Origin of the sequence: Saccharothrix syringae (genome assembly GCF_009498035.1) — a bacterium.
In the GTDB taxonomy this organism is placed as follows: domain Bacteria; phylum Actinomycetota; class Actinomycetes; order Mycobacteriales; family Pseudonocardiaceae; genus Actinosynnema; species Actinosynnema syringae.
In genome coordinates this window covers 1,932,433-1,949,591 of the sequence record NZ_CP034550.1, presented here as the reverse complement: position 1 = coordinate 1,949,591, position 17,159 = coordinate 1,932,433, and the positions used below count along the sequence as shown (strand labels likewise).

Sequence of the window (17,159 nt, the reverse complement as noted above, 5' to 3'; positions counted from 1 at the left end):
TTCGGTTAGGAGGACACCGGGGTGGATCTGCGCATCTCCGACGAGCACCGGCAGCTGAGGGAGCTGGCCCACCGGTTCACCGAGGAGCGGATCGTCCCGCACGCGGCGCGCTGGGACCGCGACGAGGCGATCGACCGCGACCTCGTGCCCGCGCTCGGCGAGGTGGGTTTCCTGGGCCTGGGCGTCGCCGAGGAGCACGGCGGCTCGGGCGGCGACAACCTGGCGTACTGCCTGGTCCTGGAGGAGGTCGCGCGCGGCGACTCGGCCGTGCGCGGGATCATCTCGGTCTCCCTCGGCCTGGTCGCCAAGACCATCGCCGGGCACGGCACCGACGCCCAGCGGGAGCGCTGGCTGCCCGGCCTGTGCGCGGGCCGCCTGCTGGGCTGCTTCGGCCTCACCGAACCCGGCACGGGCTCGGACGCGGCCTCGCTGGCCACCAGGGCGGTCCGGGACGGCGACGACTGGGTGATCACCGGCCGCAAGGTGTTCATCACCAACGGCACGTGGGCCGACGTCGCCCTGGTCTTCGCCCGGACGGGCGGTCCCGGCCCGAGGGGCATCACCGCGTTCCTCGTGCCGACCGACTCGCCCGGCTTCACCGCCACCGAGATCCGCGGCAAGCTGGGCATGCGCGGTCAGGCCACCGCCGAGCTGGGCCTCGACGGCGTCCGCGTCCCCGACGGGCACCGGCTCGGCGAGGAGGGCACCGGCTTCCGGATCGCCATGGCGGCCCTGGACCGCGGCCGCATGTCCGTGGCCGCGGGGTGCGTGGGCGCCGCGCGCGGCGCGCTGGAGGCCGCCCTGGGCTACGCCAAGCAGCGCGAGCAGTTCGGCAAGCCCATCGCGGGCTTCCAGCTCGTGCAGGAGCTGCTGGCGGACATGGCCGTGGAGACCGACGCCGCCCGCCTGCTCACCTGGCGGTGCGCCGACCTGGCCGACCGCGGCGAGCCGTTCGGCACGGAGGCGTCCATGGCCAAGCTCTACGCCAGCGAGGCGGCCGTCCGGGTGGCCAACAACGCCATCCAGGTCTTCGGCGGCTACGGCTACGTCGACGAGTACCCGGTGGGCAAGTACTTGCGCGACACCCGGGTCACGACCCTCTACGAGGGCACCAGCCAGATCCAGAAACTGCTCATCGGCCGGGCGCTGACCGGCATCAACGCGTTCGCGTAGGAGGACGGCATGGATTTCGGGCTCGACGGGGAGCAGCGGGAGATCCGCGACTGGGTGCGGACGTTCGTCCGCCGGGAGGTGGCGCCCCTGGAGCAGGAGGTGCTGCGCCGGGAACGCCTCGGGCAGCCGGGCCTGACCCGGGACGAGCTCAAGGAGCTCCAGGACAAGGCCAAGGCCGCGGGCTTCTTCGGCACCCTGACGCCGCAGGAGTACGGCGGCATGGGCCTGAGCGCGGTGATGGCCGCGCTGGTGGAGGCCGAGCTGGGCCGCAGCTTCGTGCCGTTCCGGTTCGGCGGCTACGCGGACAACATCCTGTTCCACGGCAACGAGGAGCAGAAGCAGCGCTACCTGCTGCCCACCATCTCCGGCGAGCGGATCTCGTGCTTCGCGATCACCGAACCGGGCGCGGGCTCCGACGCCAAGGCCATCCGCACCTCCGCCCGCAAGGAAGGCGGCGACTGGGTGATCAACGGCGAGAAGACGTTCATCACGCAGGGCAACGAGGCCGACTTCGTGATGGTGTTCGCGGTGACCGACCGGGAGAAGGGCGCGGACGGCGGCGTCACGTGCTTCCTGGTCGACCGGGACATGGGCTGGAAGTCCGAGCCCATCCAGACCATGGGCCAGTGGGGCCCGGCAGCGCTGGTGTTCGACAACGTGCGCGTGCCCGAGGAGAACGTCCTCGGCGAGGTCGGCAAGGGCTTCCACCTGGCCATGCAGTGGATCGGCCAGGGCCGCTACCTGCTGCCCGCGCGGGCCATCGGCTCCTGCGAGCGGCTGGTGGAGATGGCGCTGGAGCAGGCGAACAACCGGGTGACGTTCGGCCAGCCCATCGCGTCCTACCAGGCGATCCAGTGGATGATCGCCGACTCGGCCGTGGAGATCGAGGCGCTGCGGTGGCTCGTGCTGCACGCGGCGTGGCTGGTGGACCAGGGCGTGGACTCCCGGCACGCGCAGAGCATGGCCAAGCTGTACGGCGGCATCAAGGCCAACGAGATCGTCGACCGGGTGCTCCAGATCCACGGCGGCATGGGGTACACGCGGGAGCTGCCGGTCGAGCGCTGGTACCGCGAGCTGCGGCTGCTGCGCATCTACGAGGGCACGGACGAGATCCAGCGCCGCACGATCGCGCGCAACCTGCTCAAGGGGCACGCGAAGGTGACCGGCAGCCTGGGCTGACCCCCGCCCCCGTGCCCGCGGCGGGGATCGCCGCGGGCACGGGCGGGTCAGGTCGACGACGCCTCGCCGGTGCCGGTGTCGGTGCCGGTGTCGGACTCGGTGCCCGTGCCCGTGCCTGTGCCTGTGCCGTCGTCGGACCCGGTGCCGGCGTCCGGTTGGGTGCCGTCCCCGAAGTCGGGCGGCGTGCCGAACCGGCCATCGGGCGGTGTGCCGAACCGGCCGTACCCACCCCCGGGCGGCCCGCCGGAACCCGTCCCGTCCTCCACGGCCGTGCCCCCGCTCCCGGTGGCGATCCCCACCCCGAACCCGGCCAGGCCGCTCGCGACCGCGATCCCCAGCGCCCCCGCCACCAGCGCGTTCCGGCCGCGCGGCCAAGGCTTCCCCGGTGCCGCGGTCCCGTCGGCCGGCCCGGGTGCGCCCCAGACGGCCTGCTGCGGCGGGTGATCGGTGTTCATGGCGACTCCTCGACTGGTCCGCGGCCGGTCCGCGAACACCGGCCAGCGTCGCCACCCGGCCTGTGCGCCGGGGATGAGCCGCCTGTGCGCCCCCTGTGCGGGGTGCGCGCCCCTCAGCCCAGGCCGGTCAGCATCTGCGCGCACACCCGCGCGAGGTGCTTGCGCATCACCTCCGACGCCCGCTCCGGCTCCCCCGCCGCCACGGCCGCGACCAGCGCGTCGTGGTCGTCCAGCGAGGCGTGCTGGTGCGGCGGGTCGTCGCGCAGCGCGCTGCGCAGCAGCACCACCCGCTGCTGCACCAACCGCACCTGCTCGGCGATGCGCGGGCTGCGGGCCGCGTCCAGCAGCGCCTGGTGGAACGCCAGGTCCAGCCGGTAGGGGAAGCGCTGCCCGAGCGCGTTGGCCCGGCGCGACTCCTCGCACACCGCCCGCAGCCGCACCACGTCGGCCTCGGTCCGGCGCGACGCCGCGAGCTGCGCCGCCGCGCACTCCAGCGCCGTGCGCAGCTCGAACAGGGCCTGCACCTCGGCCGCGTCGGCGGTGGGCACGGACGCGCCCCGGTGCGGCACCAGCACCAGCAGCCCCTCGGACGCCAGGTGCCGGATCGCCTCGCGCAGCGGCCCGCGCGAGATGCCCAGGCGCTGGGCCAGCTCGACCTCGTTGAGCCGCGTGCCGGGCGGGATCTCGCCGGTCAGCACCAGCTCGCGGAGCACCTCCACGGCCTGACCGGCCAGGCTGAGGTGCAGGGGAGGTGTCATCAACGTCTCCTAGCGCAGGTCGCCCGACGCCATGTTAACTGTCGACAGTTGGCAGCGAGATCCGGGAGGGACGCATGGCGCACGAGCTGGTCGCCGAGGTCTGGCGGGGCGGGTTCCTGGAATCCGTGCACCACGGCTCGGTCATCGCCCTGGACCGCGACGGCCGCGAGGCGCTGACCGTGGGCCGCCCCCACGACACGACCTACCCGCGCTCGTCCAACAAGCCCGTGCAGGCGCTGGCCATGCTCCGGCACGGCCTCGACCTCGACGGCGAACTGCTCGCCCTGGCCTGCGCCAGCCACTCCGGCGAGGACTTCCACGTCGAGGGCGTGCGCCGCGTCCTGCGCGCGCACGGCCTCGACGAGACCGCCCTCCAGTGCACCCCCGGCCTGCCCATCGGCGAGCAGGCCCTCAGGGACCACTTCGCCGCCGGCCGCGGCGCCGCCCCGCTCTACATGAACTGCTCGGGCAAGCACGCCGCCATGCTCGCCACCTGCGCGGTCAACGGCTGGTCCACCCACGACTACCTCGACCCCGCCCACCCGCTCCAGGCCGCCATCCGCGCCACCCTGGAGGAGCTGGCGGGCGAACCCATCGGCGCCGAGGGCGTCGACGGCTGCGGCGCGCCGCTGTTCGGCATCAGCCTCAAGGGCCTGGCCAGGGCGTTCAGCACGCTCGCCACCGCGGGCGAGGGCACCCACGAGCACCGCGTCGCCCGGGCGATGACCCGCCACCCGGAGTGGGTCGGCGGCACCGACCGCGACGTCACCAAGCTCATGCGCGCCATGCCGGGCGCGGTGGCCAAGGACGGCGCCGAGGGCGTCTACGCCGTCGGCCTGCCCACCGGCGAGGCCGTGGCCTGCAAGATCGCCGACGGCTCCAGCCGCGCGCGGGCCGTGGTCGTGGTGGCCGCGCTGCGCAGGCTGGCCGTCGACGCGCCCGACGAGCTGGCCACGTTCCCGGTGCTGGGCCACGGTCGCCCGGTCGGGGCGGTTCGGCCCGCGCGGGCCCTCGCGGGTTGAACCACCGACTACCCTGGCGGCATGGCCAGTGCCCGAGCCGCCGACCACCCCGACGACCGGCCCGAGGACTGGCTGGAGGACGAGCTGATCGGCCTCGACCCGGAGGACCCCGAGACCAGGGCGTTCGCCGCGCACCTGGACCGCATGCAGCGGCAGCGGTCCAACTACACCGTCGAGGGCTCGCTGGAGGGCGTCGCCGAGTTCGCCGACTCCGCCAACCGCGCGGGCGGGCTGCGCCGGCTCACCGCGGTGGTCGTGGTGGGCCTGATCCTGCTGGGCGTGGCCGTCAGCGTCTGGTACTACCTCGGCGACCTGCTCGCCGTCCTGTTCGGCTGAGCACCTCCGGCCGGGCATCGACTAGTTTTGGGGACATGGAACCTGTCGTCGGCGCCACCCCGAAGGTGGTTCGCTCCGAACTCGAGTGGCGCGAGGTGCTGACGCCCAAGGAGTACGCGGTGCTGCGCGAGGCGGGCACCGAACCCGCGTGGACGGGCGAGTACACCGACACCAAGACCGAGGGCGTCTACTCCTGCCGCGCGTGCGGGGCCGAGCTGTTCCGCAGCGACACCAAGTTCGACTCGCACTGCGGCTGGCCGTCGTTCTACGCGCCCCGTGCCGGTGACGCGGTGATCCTCCGCGAGGACCGCTCCTACGGGATGGTCCGCACCGAGGTGTTGTGCGCCACGTGCCACAGCCACCTGGGGCACGTTTTCGAGGGTGAGGGCTACAACACGCCCACCGATCAGCGCTACTGCATCAACTCGGTGAGTTTGCGTCTGGTCGAGGACCCCGGCGGTCGAGCAGACTGAGGGGCCAGCTCGGCACGGTGGAGAGAACCGCACTGGGAGGAATCATGCGCATGTTCAAGGGCACGGACGGCGAGGGCTCCGGCGGCGTGGACGGCGCCTCGTCCTCCTGATCCGCCACGACGGCCCCGTGGGCTCCGGACCGCCGAGGGGTTCGGAACCCGCGGGGCCGTACTATTGCGGAAGCGCAGATTGTCAACCCTAAGGCTTGCTAAAGCCCCCTTGATGGTGTGTGTTCCCGGGCACACGATTGCCTCCTGGCTGGTGGACCCGGTTCCACCGAGGCCCACAGGGGGTGGACCGTGGAGCAACCGTGGGGGCTGTCGAGCCCCGGATTCCTGGAGCTTTACTGGATCGCGGCGGTCCTGGCGCTGGTGTTCGCGGCGGTGGTGCGGGCGCGCCTGCGGGGGACGCGGGGAGGCGCCCCCGACGAGGTGCCCGACCTGCTGGACGTCGCCTACCTGACCGGCGGACCGCGACGGGTGGTCGAGGCGTCCGTGGCGCGCCTGGTGGAGACCGGCGCGCTGGTGCCCGCCCGCAACGGGGCCGTGCGGGTCGCGGGCAGGCCCGTCGTCGACCACCCGGTCGACCAGGCCGTGCTGGCGGACGTGACGCGCTACCGGTACCGGACGCTGCACCTGCTGTTCGAGCAGGTGGCGGGTGCCGAGGCGCCGCGCGCGGTCGGGCGCCGGCTCGTCGAGCGCGGGTTGCTGGTGGAGCCCGACCGGGTGCGGTCGTCGGCCCGCCGCGGCGTGGCGCCGTCGGTGCTGGTGCTCGCGGTGGGGCTGGTGCGCTGGGTGGTCGAGCTGGGCGTGGGCTCGTCCGTCGGGTGGCTGACGCTGTCGCTGGTCGCGACCGGGGTGCTGGTCTTCTTCGCGGCGAAGGTCCCTTCGCCGATGCTCACCGCGCGCGGGGACGCCGCGGTGTCACTGGCTCGCGCAGGCGAGGTCACCAGGGGGTGGGGGGTGACCGGCTCGGCCCGCGCGGCCGAGCCGGTCGCCCTCAAGGGGTTCGACGCCCACCCGGACGTCGTGCTGCGCGCGGCGGCCCGCCCGCCCCGGCCCGTTCGGGTCAGGTCGGGGCCTGTGGCGGTGGGGTCGTCCTGCGGTGGCGGCTCGTCTTGCAGCGGCGGTTCGTCTTGTGGTGGTGGCTCGTCTTGCGGCGGCGGGTCGTCCTGCGGCGGCGGTGGTGGCGGCTGCGGCGGCGGTGGCGGCGGTTGAGGTGGCCGGCTTCCCGTGGTGGTGCGGCGTGGCGCCGGTGGTCGCGGTGCCGGTGGTGCCGCGGCTCGAGCGGGTGACCGGGGCCGCGCGGGGGCTTTCCTCCGGGGGTGGTTCGGTGCGGGTGTTCGCCCAGGTCACGGGAGCTGCCCCCAGGTCGACCCGGCCGGGTTGACCGCGCGCCGGGGCCTGGCGCGCACCGCCGGTCCCACCCGTGCCGCACAAGGGGTCGGCACGGTTGGGACCGGCGTCGCCCGACCACTCGCGGCCGGCGGTGTTCGACGACGAACGGGTGGAACCGATCACCCATCCGGACCCGTCTCATGCACCGCTCCCCCGGTGCGGCCGCTTCGGGGTTGTCGCCCTTTCGTGTTGGCGTCACAGCAACGGGTGACCGTCAACCGGCGGGTGGTTCGCGAGCAGACGGCTCACCGGCCAGTACCTGGACGGCGACAGCGGGTTGGAGGGCGATGGCGGTGGCGACTTCGTGGACCCCGGCTCCGGCGGGTTCGACGGGACCCGGGGCTTCGGCACCCGAGCCCCGACCGGAGGAGCAGGCGTTCCTGATGGCCGGTCCGGGACGCGCGGCGGAGGTCGCCGTGGTGTCGCTGGTCGAGGCCGGGGCGCTGCGCATCTCGCGCGGCGGGGCGGTCAGCGCCGTGCACCTGCCCGGCCGGACGTGGAGCCCGTTGCAGACGCGCGCGCTGCGCGTGGTGCCGCAGTCCCTCGGCGACGTGATCACCTCGGTCGCGGGAAGCGCGGAAGCCCAGGCGCTGCGCCAGGACCTGATCGCCCGCGGCTACCTCACCCCGCCGGGACGACGCGCGGCGATCCGCCTGCTGCGACGGTTCCTGCTGGTGGCGGTGGGTGTGCTGCTGGTGCTCAACATCGCGCTGGACGTGCCGTTCGCGGTGTTCTGGGCGGGTTTGTCGGTCGCGCTGGTCTTCTGGGTCGTGACCGGCCGCGCCGCGCGGCCGCTGACCGGCGCCGGCCTGGCCGCGGCCCGGCGACTGCGGTTGGCGGCGGCGGAGGCCGAGCGCCGGGCGAGCGGTCTGCCGGGTTCGGGTTCGGCGGGCCGGAAAGCGTCGTCGGCTCGGGCCGGCGGGATCGCGGGTGGCTCGGGTGGCTCGGACGCGACAGCCGGCGGGCTGGCGGCGGCGGACCGGGTGGCGCTGGTGGCGTGCCACGGGTTGCTGGGCCGCGTCGGGCGGCGGGCGGTGTGGGAGGTGCTGGGCATCACGCAGGCCGCGGCCGGGACTTTGCGGCGGCGGGTGCGTGGGCGCGGTGGGGACGGCGGGGGGTCGTCTTGCGGTGGCGGGTGCGGGAGTTGTTCGAGCAGCAGTTGCGGGAGTGGCGGGTCGGACAGCGGCGGGTCGTCGTGTGGCGGTGGGTCGTCTTGCGGCGGTGGGGGTTGTGGCGGCGGTGGGGGTGACTGATCACGTCACGGGGCGAGGTGGGGCGGCGGCCGGGGCTGGTGCGGCGGCCGGGTGTGGGCATGGCCGGCGCGGTGGGCAGGGGTGCCGTGGCAAGTGGTGCGGGCAGGGCCGGCGTGGCGGGCGGGTCCGGTGTTGCGGGCAGGGCTGACGTCGTGGGCACGGCTGGTGCGGCGGGCAGGGCAGGGCTGGCCGGTGGCGCAGGTGTGGCGGGCGGCGCAAGGGCCGGCGTGGCAGGTGCGGCGGGCAGCGCGGGGGCGGGCGGCGCAGGGGCAAGCGGGGCGAGCGTGGCGGGCGGCGTGGTGAGTGGGGCCGGTGGCGGTGTGAGGGGTGGGGTGGTCGTGGGGGTCGGGGTGGTGCAGCGGTCGCAGTGGGGGTGGTGGGAGTGGTGTGGTGGTCGGCGCGGGTTCCTTCATGATCTAACCGAGTGATTTGCCCCCCGTTTCCGTACATCCATCACCCGATCGTGTTTGACGAATTACAAACCCGCAGCTCAGGAGGCCAATCATGCACAAGCTCGGTGTGGGCATCGGCTGGCGCCCCGAGATCGACCTCACCGTCGAACGCCTCCCCGACCTCGACTTCGTCGAAGTGGTCGCCGAGAACCTGCACCCCGCCCACCTCCCGGAATCCGTCCTCCTCCTGCGCGACCGCGGCCTGCCCGTCCTCCCGCACGCCGTCTCCCTCTCCCTCGGCGGCGCGGACCCCGTGGACGCCCACCGCGTCACCCACCTGGCCGAACTGGCCGAGGCCCTGGACGCCCCGCTGGTCAGCGACCACGTCTGCTTCGTCCGCGCGGGCGGCCTGGACTCGGGCCACCTCATGCCCCTCCCCCGCACCCGCGACGCCCTCGACGTCCTGGTCGCCAACGTCAAGGCCGTCCAGCAGGACCTCCCCGTCCCGCTCGCCCTGGAGAACGTGGCCGCCCTGCTGGACTGGCCCGGCGGGGAGCTGACCGAGGGCCGGTTCCTCGCCGAGCTGGTGGAGCGGACCGGGTGCCGCCTCCTCGTCGACGTCGCCAACCTCTACGCCAACGCCCGCAACCTCGGCACCGACGTCGACCGCTTCCTCGACGAGATCCCCTTGGAGCACCTGGCCTACGTGCACGTCGCGGGTGGCGCCGAGCACCACGGGATCTACCACGACACGCACGCCCACGCGGTCCCCCGGGCGGTCCTCGACGTGCTCGCCGCGCTGTGCGAGCGGGTCGACCCGCCGGGTGTGCTGCTGGAGCGGGACGACGACTACCCGGCCGACGCGGAGTTCGCCGCCGAGTTGGCCGCGATCCGGGCGGTGGTGGGGTGACGCGGCCGCAGCGGGAGAGGTTGGCCGCCGCTCAGGAGGATCTGCTCAACGCCCTGCTCGCGGACGGGCCGGTGCCCGACGGGTTCGACCCGGAGCGGGTGCGGGTGGAGCGGCGGGCATTGCTCAACAAGCGCCGCGCCATCGTGGCTTCGTTGCGGCCGGAGGTGGCCGCGGAGCTGGGTGAGCGGTTCCGGCCGCTGTTCGACGAGTACGCGTCGTCCCGGCCGCGGCGGGTGGGCACGCGGTTCCGGGAGGACGCGGCCGCGTTCGCCGAGTGGGCCACAGCTCGCGGGGAGCTGGCGGCCCCGAAGCGGCGTTGGTGGCGCAGGGCAACCTGACGGCCCGGGGCAACCCGACGGCCCTCGCGCTCCGTCTCCCACACATGCTCAGACCCACTGCGGCCTTGGTTTTGTTGCTGGTCACCGCGTGCGGTGCGCAGAGCGCCGGCTCCCAGCACGAGTGCACCGCGATCGGCACGCCGGTCGGTGTCGCCGTCGACGTCCAACTCCGGGAGGCGACGAGTGCGGCGATCGAGGTTTGCTGGGCCGGTTCCTGTGCAACCCCGGCCCTGACGCTGCACCCGTCGAGCCGGGTCGTCGAGACCACGTGCACCGGCACGGGTCCGGACGACTCGTGCGGCGCGCGGTCGGAGCCGACCGGGGCCCGCAACGGGTTCGCGGCCGTGCCGGGGCTGCCCGCCGGACCGGTGACGGCACGCCTGACGTTGGCAGACCAATCCGGATCCGTGCTGGTGAACCGCGAGATCGCGCTGACACCCGAAATGGCCTACCCGAACGGTCCGAACTGCCCACCCGGTGGTCCGCAGGCACGCATCTCAGTTGGCCCCGACGGATCAGTGACCGCCCCTTAGGTAACCGCTTACTCGGCTGAACCGGCCAAGAAGAAACCGACCAATCAGCGGCTGCCCGCACCCCCGGCCCCGCCTTACCGTCGAGACGTCAAGGGCGACGTCACTCCCGGTACTACTGCCGCTTCCGCGGGTAGCAACGCCCTTCCGGCCGCGCTCACCGTCGCGCGCGGCATCCCACGGGAGGTCGAGTTGAAGAGCAAACGTTGGCGCCGCGCCGCGCCGGTGGTCGCGCTGGTCGCGGCCACCGCGGCAGGACCCGCACCGCACGCCCTCGGGAACACCACCGCGCACCAAACCGGATACCAAGCCGGGTACCACGCCGTCACCCTCGTCACCGGTGACCGGGTCGTGCTGGCCGGCGACCGGGTGAGGTCGCTGGTCGCCGCCCCCGGCCGCGAGCACGCGGTGTTCCACTCCTACGAGCGCGACGGTCACCTGCACGTGGTGCCGCGCGACGCGGCCAGGCTGGTCGCGGAGGGCCGGCTGGACCCGCGGTTGTTCGACGTCACCGGCCTGGTCGAGGCCGGCTACGACGACGCGCGCCGGGACGACGTGCCGCTGCTCCTGGTCGGGGAGCGCCCGCCCGCCGCGGCGGGGTGGCGCGCCGGTCGGGACCTGCCCGCGGTCGGCGCGTTCGCCGCGCGGGTGGTCAAGGACCAGGCGGCGGACGCCTGGCGCACGCTCGCGTCGGGGGCGAGCGTGCGCCGGGTGTGGCTGGACGGTGTGCGCCGGCCGACCCTGGACCGCTCCACCGCGCAGGTGGGCGCGCCGACCGCGTGGGCGGTCGGGCTGACCGGCAAGGGCGTGAAGGTGGCCGTGCTGGACACGGGCGTGGACGCCGACCACCCGGACCTGGCCGGTCACGTGGTGGGCGCGGCGAACTTCACCGACGAGCCGGACAACACCGACGGCGTCGGCCACGGCACGCACGTCGCCGCCGCGATCGCCAGCAGCGGCCCGAGGTACCGGGGTGTGGCGCCGGACGCGGACCTGCTCGACGGCAAGGTGTGCGTGGCGGCGGGCTGCCAGGAGTCGGCGATCCTGGCCGGCATGCAGTGGGCGGCCGACCAGGGCGCCGACGTGGTGAACCTGAGCCTGGGCGGTGGTGACACGCCCGAGCTGGACCCGCTGGAGGAGGCGGTCGACACGCTGTCGGCGCGGACCGGCACGCTGTTCGTGATCGCGGCGGGCAACAACTCCCGGCCGGGGACGATCAGCTCGCCGGGCAGCGCCGACGCCGCGCTGACCGTGGGCGCGGTGGACCGGCAGGACGGCATCGCCCCGTTCTCCAGCCGCGGCCCTCGGGTGGGCGACGGCGCGGTCAAGCCGGACCTCACCGCGCCGGGCGTGGACATCGTCGCGGCCAGGTCGGGCAGCGGCACCGTCGGCACGCCCGTCGACGAGGGGCACGTGGCCCTGTCCGGCACGTCGATGGCGACCCCGCACGTGGCGGGCGCCGCCGCCCTGCTGGCCCAGCAGCACCCGGACTGGACCGGCGCGCGGCTCAAGGCCGCGCTGATCGCGTCGGCGCGCGACAACCCGGCGCTGACCGCGTTCGACCAGGGCGCGGGCCGGCTGGACGTGGCCGCGGCCATCACCACCACGGTCACCGCCGAACCGGCGAGCCTGGTCCTGGGCCTGCAGCGGTGGCCGCACGACGACGATACCCCGGTCACCAGGACCGTCGCCTACCGCAACGGCGGCTCCACGCCGGTCACGCTCGCCCTGACCACCGAGGTCGAGGGGCCGGACGGCGGCACGCCGCCCGCCGGGCTGCTCGGCGTCTCCCCGGCGAAGCTCACCGTGCCCGCGGGCGGCGAGGCCACCGCCTCGGTCACCGCGGACACGCGCGTCGCCGCGGCGGACGGCCTGTACGCGGGGGCGGTGGTGGCCACCGGCGGGCCGGCGCCGCTGCGGACCGCGCTGAGCGTGGACCGCGAGGTGGAGAGCTACGACGTGACCTTCGACTACGTCGACGCGACCGGCGCGCCCGCCGACGACTACTACTCGTCGATCATCGGCATGGACAACGACACGTTCGCCTTCCCGTTCGACGCGGACGGCTCGTTCACCCTGCGCCTGCCCAGGGGCGAGTACTTCACCAACTCCGACGTGGTCACCGGCGACGCGGCGCTGGCGCTGCTGCCCCACCCCTCGCTGGCCGTCACCGCCGACACCACCGTCACGCTCGACGCCCGCGCGGCCCGGCCGCTGCGGATCACCGCCCCGGACGAGGGCGCGGAGGAGGCGCTGGGCGACGTCACGCTGGTGCGCGGGCACGGCGGCCGGCAGGCCGGCGTGAGCACCGCGTTCCTCGGCGGTTTCGGCCCGGACGTGTCGATCGCGCACTCCGGCCCGGCGCTGCCCGACGACGAGCTGACCGCCCTGCTGGGCGCGCAGCTGCGCGGCACGCCGGACGGCACCACCCCGGTGTCCTACCGGCTGGCCTGGGCCCAGCGGGGCCGGCTGCCCACCGGGTTCGAACGCGCGCCCGCGGCGGCCGACCTGGCCGAGGTGCGCGCGGAGTTCGGCCCCGGCCCGGCCGGCCGGGAGTTCGGCTACGGCGGCAACCCCACGACCGCGAACGGGGTGGGCGGCTGGGCGTGGACCACGGGCGTGACCGCGCCGGGTCGGGCGGTCAACCGCGTCAACACCGACGTGGGCTGGTCGTGGGGCTTCCTGCAGTTCGGCCCGGACGGCGCGGTGGAGGCCACGCTGGCCTCGCCGGAACGCGCCTACGCGCGCGGCGGGCGGGCCTCGGAACGGGCCAACGACCCGGTGTTCTCGCCCGCGCTGCCCGAGTCGCGGTCGCCGTACCTGTGGCGGCTGGGCGACGAGATCAGCGTCAACGTGCCGCTGTTCGCCGACGCGTCGGGCAACGGCGGCAACTCGGCGGTGGCCTCCGCCCGCACGAGGCTGCTGCGCGACGGCGTCGAGGTCGGTGCCACGCCGTACGCGGCCAACGGGCTGTTCCGGGTGCCCGCGGGCGAGGCGGGGTACCGGCTGGAGACCGAGGCGGTGCGCGCGGCGGGCGTGTCGGAGTTCGCCACCCGGGTCGGCGCGGCGTGGACGTTCCGCTCGGGCACGGCGGCCGGTGACCGGGCCGTGCCGCTGCCGCTGTCGGTGGTCCGCTTCACGCCCGCGCTCGACGCGTCCGGCGCGGCGCCGCGCGGCGGGGTGCTGCGGGTGCCGCTGACCGTGCAGCAGCAGGAGGGCGCGAGCAGCGGCCGGGTGGAGCGGATCGACGTGGAGGTGTCGTTCGACGACGGCGCCACGTGGGCCGCGGCACCGGTGTCGGGCGGCGCCGCGCAGGTGGCCAACCCGAACGCGGCCGGGTTCGGCTCGGTGCGGGTCAAGGCCACCGACAGCGCGGGCAACACCCTGGAGCACACCGTGATCCGGGCCTACAAGGTCTCCTGACCGCGCAACGGCCCTGCTCCGTCCGGCAGCGGGCCCGCGCACCGGAAAGACGCACCCCCGACCACCGCGCGTCGATAGCGTCGAGGTGGTCGGGGGCGCGTCGGCGCCTTCCGCACCACGCCTCCCGACGGCCGCAACCAGATTCGGGAGGTATCTGTGCCGGCATCACGAAGGCGTGCCACGGGGGCCGCGCTGCTGGTGTTGGGGCTCGCCGCGAGCCTCGTGAACACCCCGCGGGCGGGCGCCGCACCACAACCCGCACCACCGGTCCCCGCCACCCCGGGAGCCCAACCGCACCAGGTCACCCTGATCACCGGCGACCGGGTCGTGGTCGCCGGGACCTCGCTGCGGTCCGTGGTCCCCGGACCCGGCCGCGAACGGCTCGCGTTCCACCGGTTCGTGCGCGACGGGCGGCTGCACGTCGTCCCGCGCGACGTCGCCGGACCGCTCGCGGCGGGCCGGCTGGACCTGCGCCTGTTCGACGTCACCGGCCTGGTCGACGCGGGCTACGACGACACCCGCCGCGACACCGTGCCGCTGATCGTCACCGGCACGCCCGCCACCGGTCTCGGCGCGGCGACGGCGCTGCCCGCCGTGGGCGCCACGGCCGCCCAGGTGGCCAAGGCCGAGGCCGCCGCGACGTTCCAGGCCCTGCTCGCCGACCCCGGCGTCACCAAGGTCTGGCTCGACGGCGTCCGCCGCCCCGCCCTGGACCGCTCCACCGCCCAGATCGGCGCACCCGCCGCCTGGCAGGCCGGCTACACCGGCGAGGGCGTCAAGGTCGCCGTGCTCGACACGGGGGTCGACGCCGACCACCCCGACCTCAGGGGCCGGGAGGCCGCCGAGCGCAACTTCACCGACGACCCCGACGCCGTCGACCGGATCGGCCACGGTACGCACGTCGCCGCCACGATCGCGAGCAACGACGCGAAGTACCGGGGCGTGGCCCCGGGCGCGGCGCTGCTGGACGGCAAGGTGTGCGCGAGCAGCGGGATGTGCCAGGACTCCTGGATCCTCGCCGCCATGCAGTGGGCGGTCGAGCAGGGCGCCGACGTGGTCAACATGAGCCTGGGCGGCACCGACACGCCGGGGCTCGACCCGCTGGAGCAGGCCGTGGAGACGCTGTCGCGGCAGACCGGGGCGCTGTTCGTCGTCGCCGCGGGCAACTCCGGCTCCCCCGGCACCATCGGCTCACCGGGCAGCGCCGACGCCGCGCTCACCGTCGGCGCGGTGGACCGGCAGGACGGCATCGCGCCCTTCTCCAGCCGCGGCCCGCGCCTCGGCGACGGCGGCCCGAAGCCGGACATCACCGCGCCCGGCGTGGACATCGTCGCCGCCAAGGCCGCCGAGGGGGTGCTGGGCGACCCGGTCGACGACGGCCACGTGGCCATGTCCGGCACGTCCATGGCCACCCCGCACGTGGCGGGCGCCGCCGCCCTGCTCGCCCAGCAGCACCCCGACTGGACCGGCGCGCGGCTCAAGGCCGCGCTCATGGCCTCCGCCGCGCACAACCCCGCCCTGACCGCGTTCGACCAGGGCGCGGGCCGGGTCGACTCGGGCCGGGCGCTGACCGCCTCGGTCACCGCGGACCCGCCGAGCCTGGCGCTGGGCCTGCACCCGTGGCCGCACGACGACGACACCCCGGTCAGCAAGACCTTCACCCTGCGCAACCCCGGCACCGCGCCGGTGGCGCTCGACCTGACCGTCGACGCCGAGGGCCCCGGCGGCGCGCCCGCGGACCTGTTCACCGTCAGCCCGGCGCGGGTCACCGTGCCCGCCGGCGGCGAGGCCGCGGTGACCGTCACCGCCGACACCAGGGTCGGCGCGGTCGACGGCCCGTACTCCGGCGCGGTCGTCGCCTCCGGCGGCGGCACCCGGCTGCGCGTGCCGCTGGGCGTCGACCGCGAGGTCGAGAGCTACGACGCGACCTTCGAGTTCGTCGACGCGGCGGGCCGCCCGGCGGTCGAACCGTTCGGGCTGCTGCTGGGCCTGGACAACGGCACGATCGCGTTCCTGGAGCCCGAGGCGGGCCGCGCCGCGGTCCGGCTGCCCGTGGGCGAGTACTTCCTGGTCACCGAGATCCCCACGGACGGGCGGTGGGCCCTGCTGGCCCAGCCGGGCCTGCGCGTCACCGGCCCGACCACCGTCACCGCGGACGCCCGCACCGCCGAGCCGGTCCGGATCACCTACCCCGACGCCGCGGCGCGGCCGCAGGTGGGCGACGTGCTGTTCACCCGCTACGAGGGCGGGCAGCCCAGCTTCGGCATCGGCAGCGGCTACGCCGGCGGGATCGGCGGCCTGTCGATCGGGCACCTCGGCCCCGAGCTGCCCGCCGACCGGTTCGGGGCGCTGCTCGGCGAGCAGGCCACCGGCACCCCGGTCGGCACCACCCCGGTGACCTACCGGTTCTCGTGGCTGTTCCGGGGCCGCGTGCCCACCGGCCTGACCAGGGCGCCCGCCAGGCGTGAGCTGGCCGAGGTGCGCTCGGAGCTCGCGCCCGGCCCGGCGGGCACCGCCTTCCGCCACGCCGGCTTCCCGGTGCTGGCCGGCGGCATCAGCGGCCTGGGCTGGGAGGTCGACGCGAAGGACCGCGCGATCGACTACGCGACCCCGGGCCCGGACGTGCGGTGGGCGTGGTCGGCGCTCCAGGTCCTCGGTGACGCGCCGCAGGCGGTGCTCGACTCGCCGGTGCGGACCCCGCGCCCGGGCAGGACCTACCGGGAGCGGTTCAACGACCCGGTGTTCGGGCCCTCGCTGCCCGCCACCCCCTTCCCCTACCTGGCCCGGATCGGCGACACCGTCGACTTCTCGCTGCCGCTGTTCGGCGACGGCCGCGGCAACGGCGGCCAGTCGCTGGTGTCCTCCGCCCGCACCCGGCTGCTGCGCGACGGCGTCGAGGTCGGCCGGACCGACTACCCGGGTCGCGTCCGGACCACCGTGCCGCCGGGCGCAGCGACGTACCGGGTGGAGACCGAGGCCGTGCGCGCACCGGGCGTCTCGGAGTTCACCTCGCAGGTCCGGGGCGCGTGGACGTTCCGCTCGGACACCGCGCCGGGCGACCGCTACGCGCCGCTGCCGCTGACCGTCGTCCGGTTCGCCCCCGCGCTCGACGCGTCCGGCACCGCGCCGGCGGGCCGGGTGCTGCGGGTGCCGCTGGTGGTCGAGCAGCAGGAGGGCGCGGCCAACGGCCGGGTCGACCGGCTGCGCGTGGAGGCGTCGTTCGACGACGGCAGGACGTGGTCGGCGGTGCCGGTCGCCGGGCGCACCGCGCTCGTCCGCAACCCCGCCGGCGCCGGGTACGCCTCGCTCCGGGTCAGCGGCTCCGACCGCGGGGGCAACACCTTCGAGCAGACCCTGGTCCACGCCTACAAGATCGGCTGACCGGTCGTGGGGCGTCCACTCCGGAGTGGACGCCCCACTTCAACGCGCGGTGACCGACCGCAGGGCCGATCGGGTGGTCAGACCCCACGAAGAGACGCTGACGTGACACCGACAGGTGGATAGCGTCGAAAGCGCAGGG

At 75.1% G+C, this 17,159-nt stretch carries 14 protein-coding genes; 12 read left to right on the top strand and 2 right to left on the bottom strand.

The genetic code is table 11. The features are described 5' to 3' along the window. Positions 1-21 precede the first annotated feature (21 nt). Both EKG83_RS09240 and EKG83_RS09235 read left to right on the top strand, forming a co-directional pair. Entirely contained in the window at positions 22-1,173 is a 1,152-nt protein-coding gene (locus EKG83_RS09240) for an acyl-CoA dehydrogenase family protein (protein WP_033432593.1), read from the top strand. A gap of 9 nt (positions 1,174-1,182) precedes the next feature. Next, complete coding sequence (locus EKG83_RS09235; RefSeq protein WP_033432592.1) at positions 1,183-2,352, top strand: acyl-CoA dehydrogenase family protein; 1,170 nt, start codon at positions 1,183-1,185, stop codon at positions 2,350-2,352. Between the two features lie 47 nt (positions 2,353-2,399). On the opposite strand, the gene EKG83_RS09230 is transcribed toward EKG83_RS09235, so the two are convergent. Together EKG83_RS09230 and EKG83_RS09225 are read right to left on the bottom strand one after the other, a co-directional pair. Then, positions 2,400-2,807, bottom strand: coding sequence for a hypothetical protein (locus tag EKG83_RS09230; protein ID WP_033432591.1), 408 nt, complete (start codon positions 2,805-2,807; stop codon positions 2,400-2,402). Between the two features lie 113 nt (positions 2,808-2,920). After that, entirely contained in the window at positions 2,921-3,565 is a 645-nt protein-coding gene (locus EKG83_RS09225; protein ID WP_033432590.1) for a GntR family transcriptional regulator, read from the bottom strand. A 74-nt stretch (positions 3,566-3,639) separates the two neighbouring features. Between EKG83_RS09225 and EKG83_RS09220 the strand changes: the two genes are divergently transcribed. From EKG83_RS09220 to EKG83_RS09175, 10 genes are all read left to right on the top strand, one after another. Then, a complete protein-coding gene (locus EKG83_RS09220; protein WP_033432589.1) occupies positions 3,640-4,587 on the top strand; it encodes an asparaginase in 948 nt (315 codons plus the stop codon). 21 nt (positions 4,588-4,608) lie between these two features. Continuing rightward, entirely contained in the window at positions 4,609-4,923 is a 315-nt protein-coding gene (locus tag EKG83_RS09215; protein ID WP_033432588.1) for a hypothetical protein, read from the top strand. Between the two features lie 35 nt (positions 4,924-4,958). Next, entirely contained in the window at positions 4,959-5,396 is a 438-nt protein-coding gene (gene msrB / locus EKG83_RS09210) for a peptide-methionine (R)-S-oxide reductase MsrB (protein WP_033432587.1), read from the top strand. A gap of 299 nt (positions 5,397-5,695) precedes the next feature. Further along, complete coding sequence (locus tag EKG83_RS09205) at positions 5,696-6,613, top strand: TIGR04222 domain-containing membrane protein (protein ID WP_033432586.1); 918 nt, start codon at positions 5,696-5,698, stop codon at positions 6,611-6,613. A gap of 320 nt (positions 6,614-6,933) precedes the next feature. Next, entirely contained in the window at positions 6,934-8,046 is a 1,113-nt protein-coding gene (locus EKG83_RS09200) for a TIGR04222 domain-containing membrane protein (protein WP_084716710.1), read from the top strand. Positions 8,047-8,550: 504 nt separating this feature from the next. Then, positions 8,551-9,348, top strand: coding sequence for a DUF692 domain-containing protein (locus EKG83_RS09195; protein ID WP_033432583.1), 798 nt, complete (start codon positions 8,551-8,553; stop codon positions 9,346-9,348). Further along, positions 9,345-9,686: a hypothetical protein gene (locus tag EKG83_RS09190; RefSeq protein WP_033432582.1), complete on the top strand. Its 342-nt coding sequence runs from the start codon at positions 9,345-9,347 to the stop codon at positions 9,684-9,686. Before EKG83_RS09195 ends, EKG83_RS09190 begins: the two co-directional genes overlap by 4 nt. A 65-nt stretch (positions 9,687-9,751) precedes the next feature. Continuing rightward, positions 9,752-10,219: a hypothetical protein gene (locus EKG83_RS09185; RefSeq protein WP_153277963.1), complete on the top strand. Its 468-nt coding sequence runs from the start codon at positions 9,752-9,754 to the stop codon at positions 10,217-10,219. 189 nt (positions 10,220-10,408) lie between these two features. Next, a complete protein-coding gene (locus tag EKG83_RS09180) occupies positions 10,409-13,639 on the top strand; it encodes a S8 family serine peptidase (RefSeq protein WP_063741381.1) in 3,231 nt (1,076 codons plus the stop codon). Positions 13,640-13,795: 156 nt separating this feature from the next. Further along, the gene (locus tag EKG83_RS09175; protein ID WP_084716708.1) at positions 13,796-17,020 is read left to right on the top strand and encodes a S8 family serine peptidase; all 3,225 of its coding nucleotides are present in this window, start codon (positions 13,796-13,798) and stop codon (positions 17,018-17,020) included. Positions 17,021-17,159: the final 139 nt, after the last annotated feature.

Coding starts and splice junctions, on each gene's coding strand:
- EKG83_RS09215 (WP_033432588.1), top strand. CDS start 4,609: ATGGCCAGTGCCCGAGCCGCCGACCACCCCGACGACCGGCCCGAGGAC.
- EKG83_RS09225 (WP_033432590.1), bottom strand. CDS start 3,565: ATGACACCTCCCCTGCACCTCAGCCTGGCCGGTCAGGCCGTGGAGGTG.
- msrB (WP_033432587.1), top strand. CDS start 4,959: ATGGAACCTGTCGTCGGCGCCACCCCGAAGGTGGTTCGCTCCGAACTC.
- EKG83_RS09195 (WP_033432583.1), top strand. CDS start 8,551: ATGCACAAGCTCGGTGTGGGCATCGGCTGGCGCCCCGAGATCGACCTC.
- EKG83_RS09200 (WP_084716710.1), top strand. CDS start 6,934: ATGCACCGCTCCCCCGGTGCGGCCGCTTCGGGGTTGTCGCCCTTTCGT.
- EKG83_RS09220 (WP_033432589.1), top strand. CDS start 3,640: ATGGCGCACGAGCTGGTCGCCGAGGTCTGGCGGGGCGGGTTCCTGGAA.
- EKG83_RS09230 (WP_033432591.1), bottom strand. CDS start 2,807: ATGAACACCGATCACCCGCCGCAGCAGGCCGTCTGGGGCGCACCCGGG.
- EKG83_RS09235 (WP_033432592.1), top strand. CDS start 1,183: ATGGATTTCGGGCTCGACGGGGAGCAGCGGGAGATCCGCGACTGGGTG.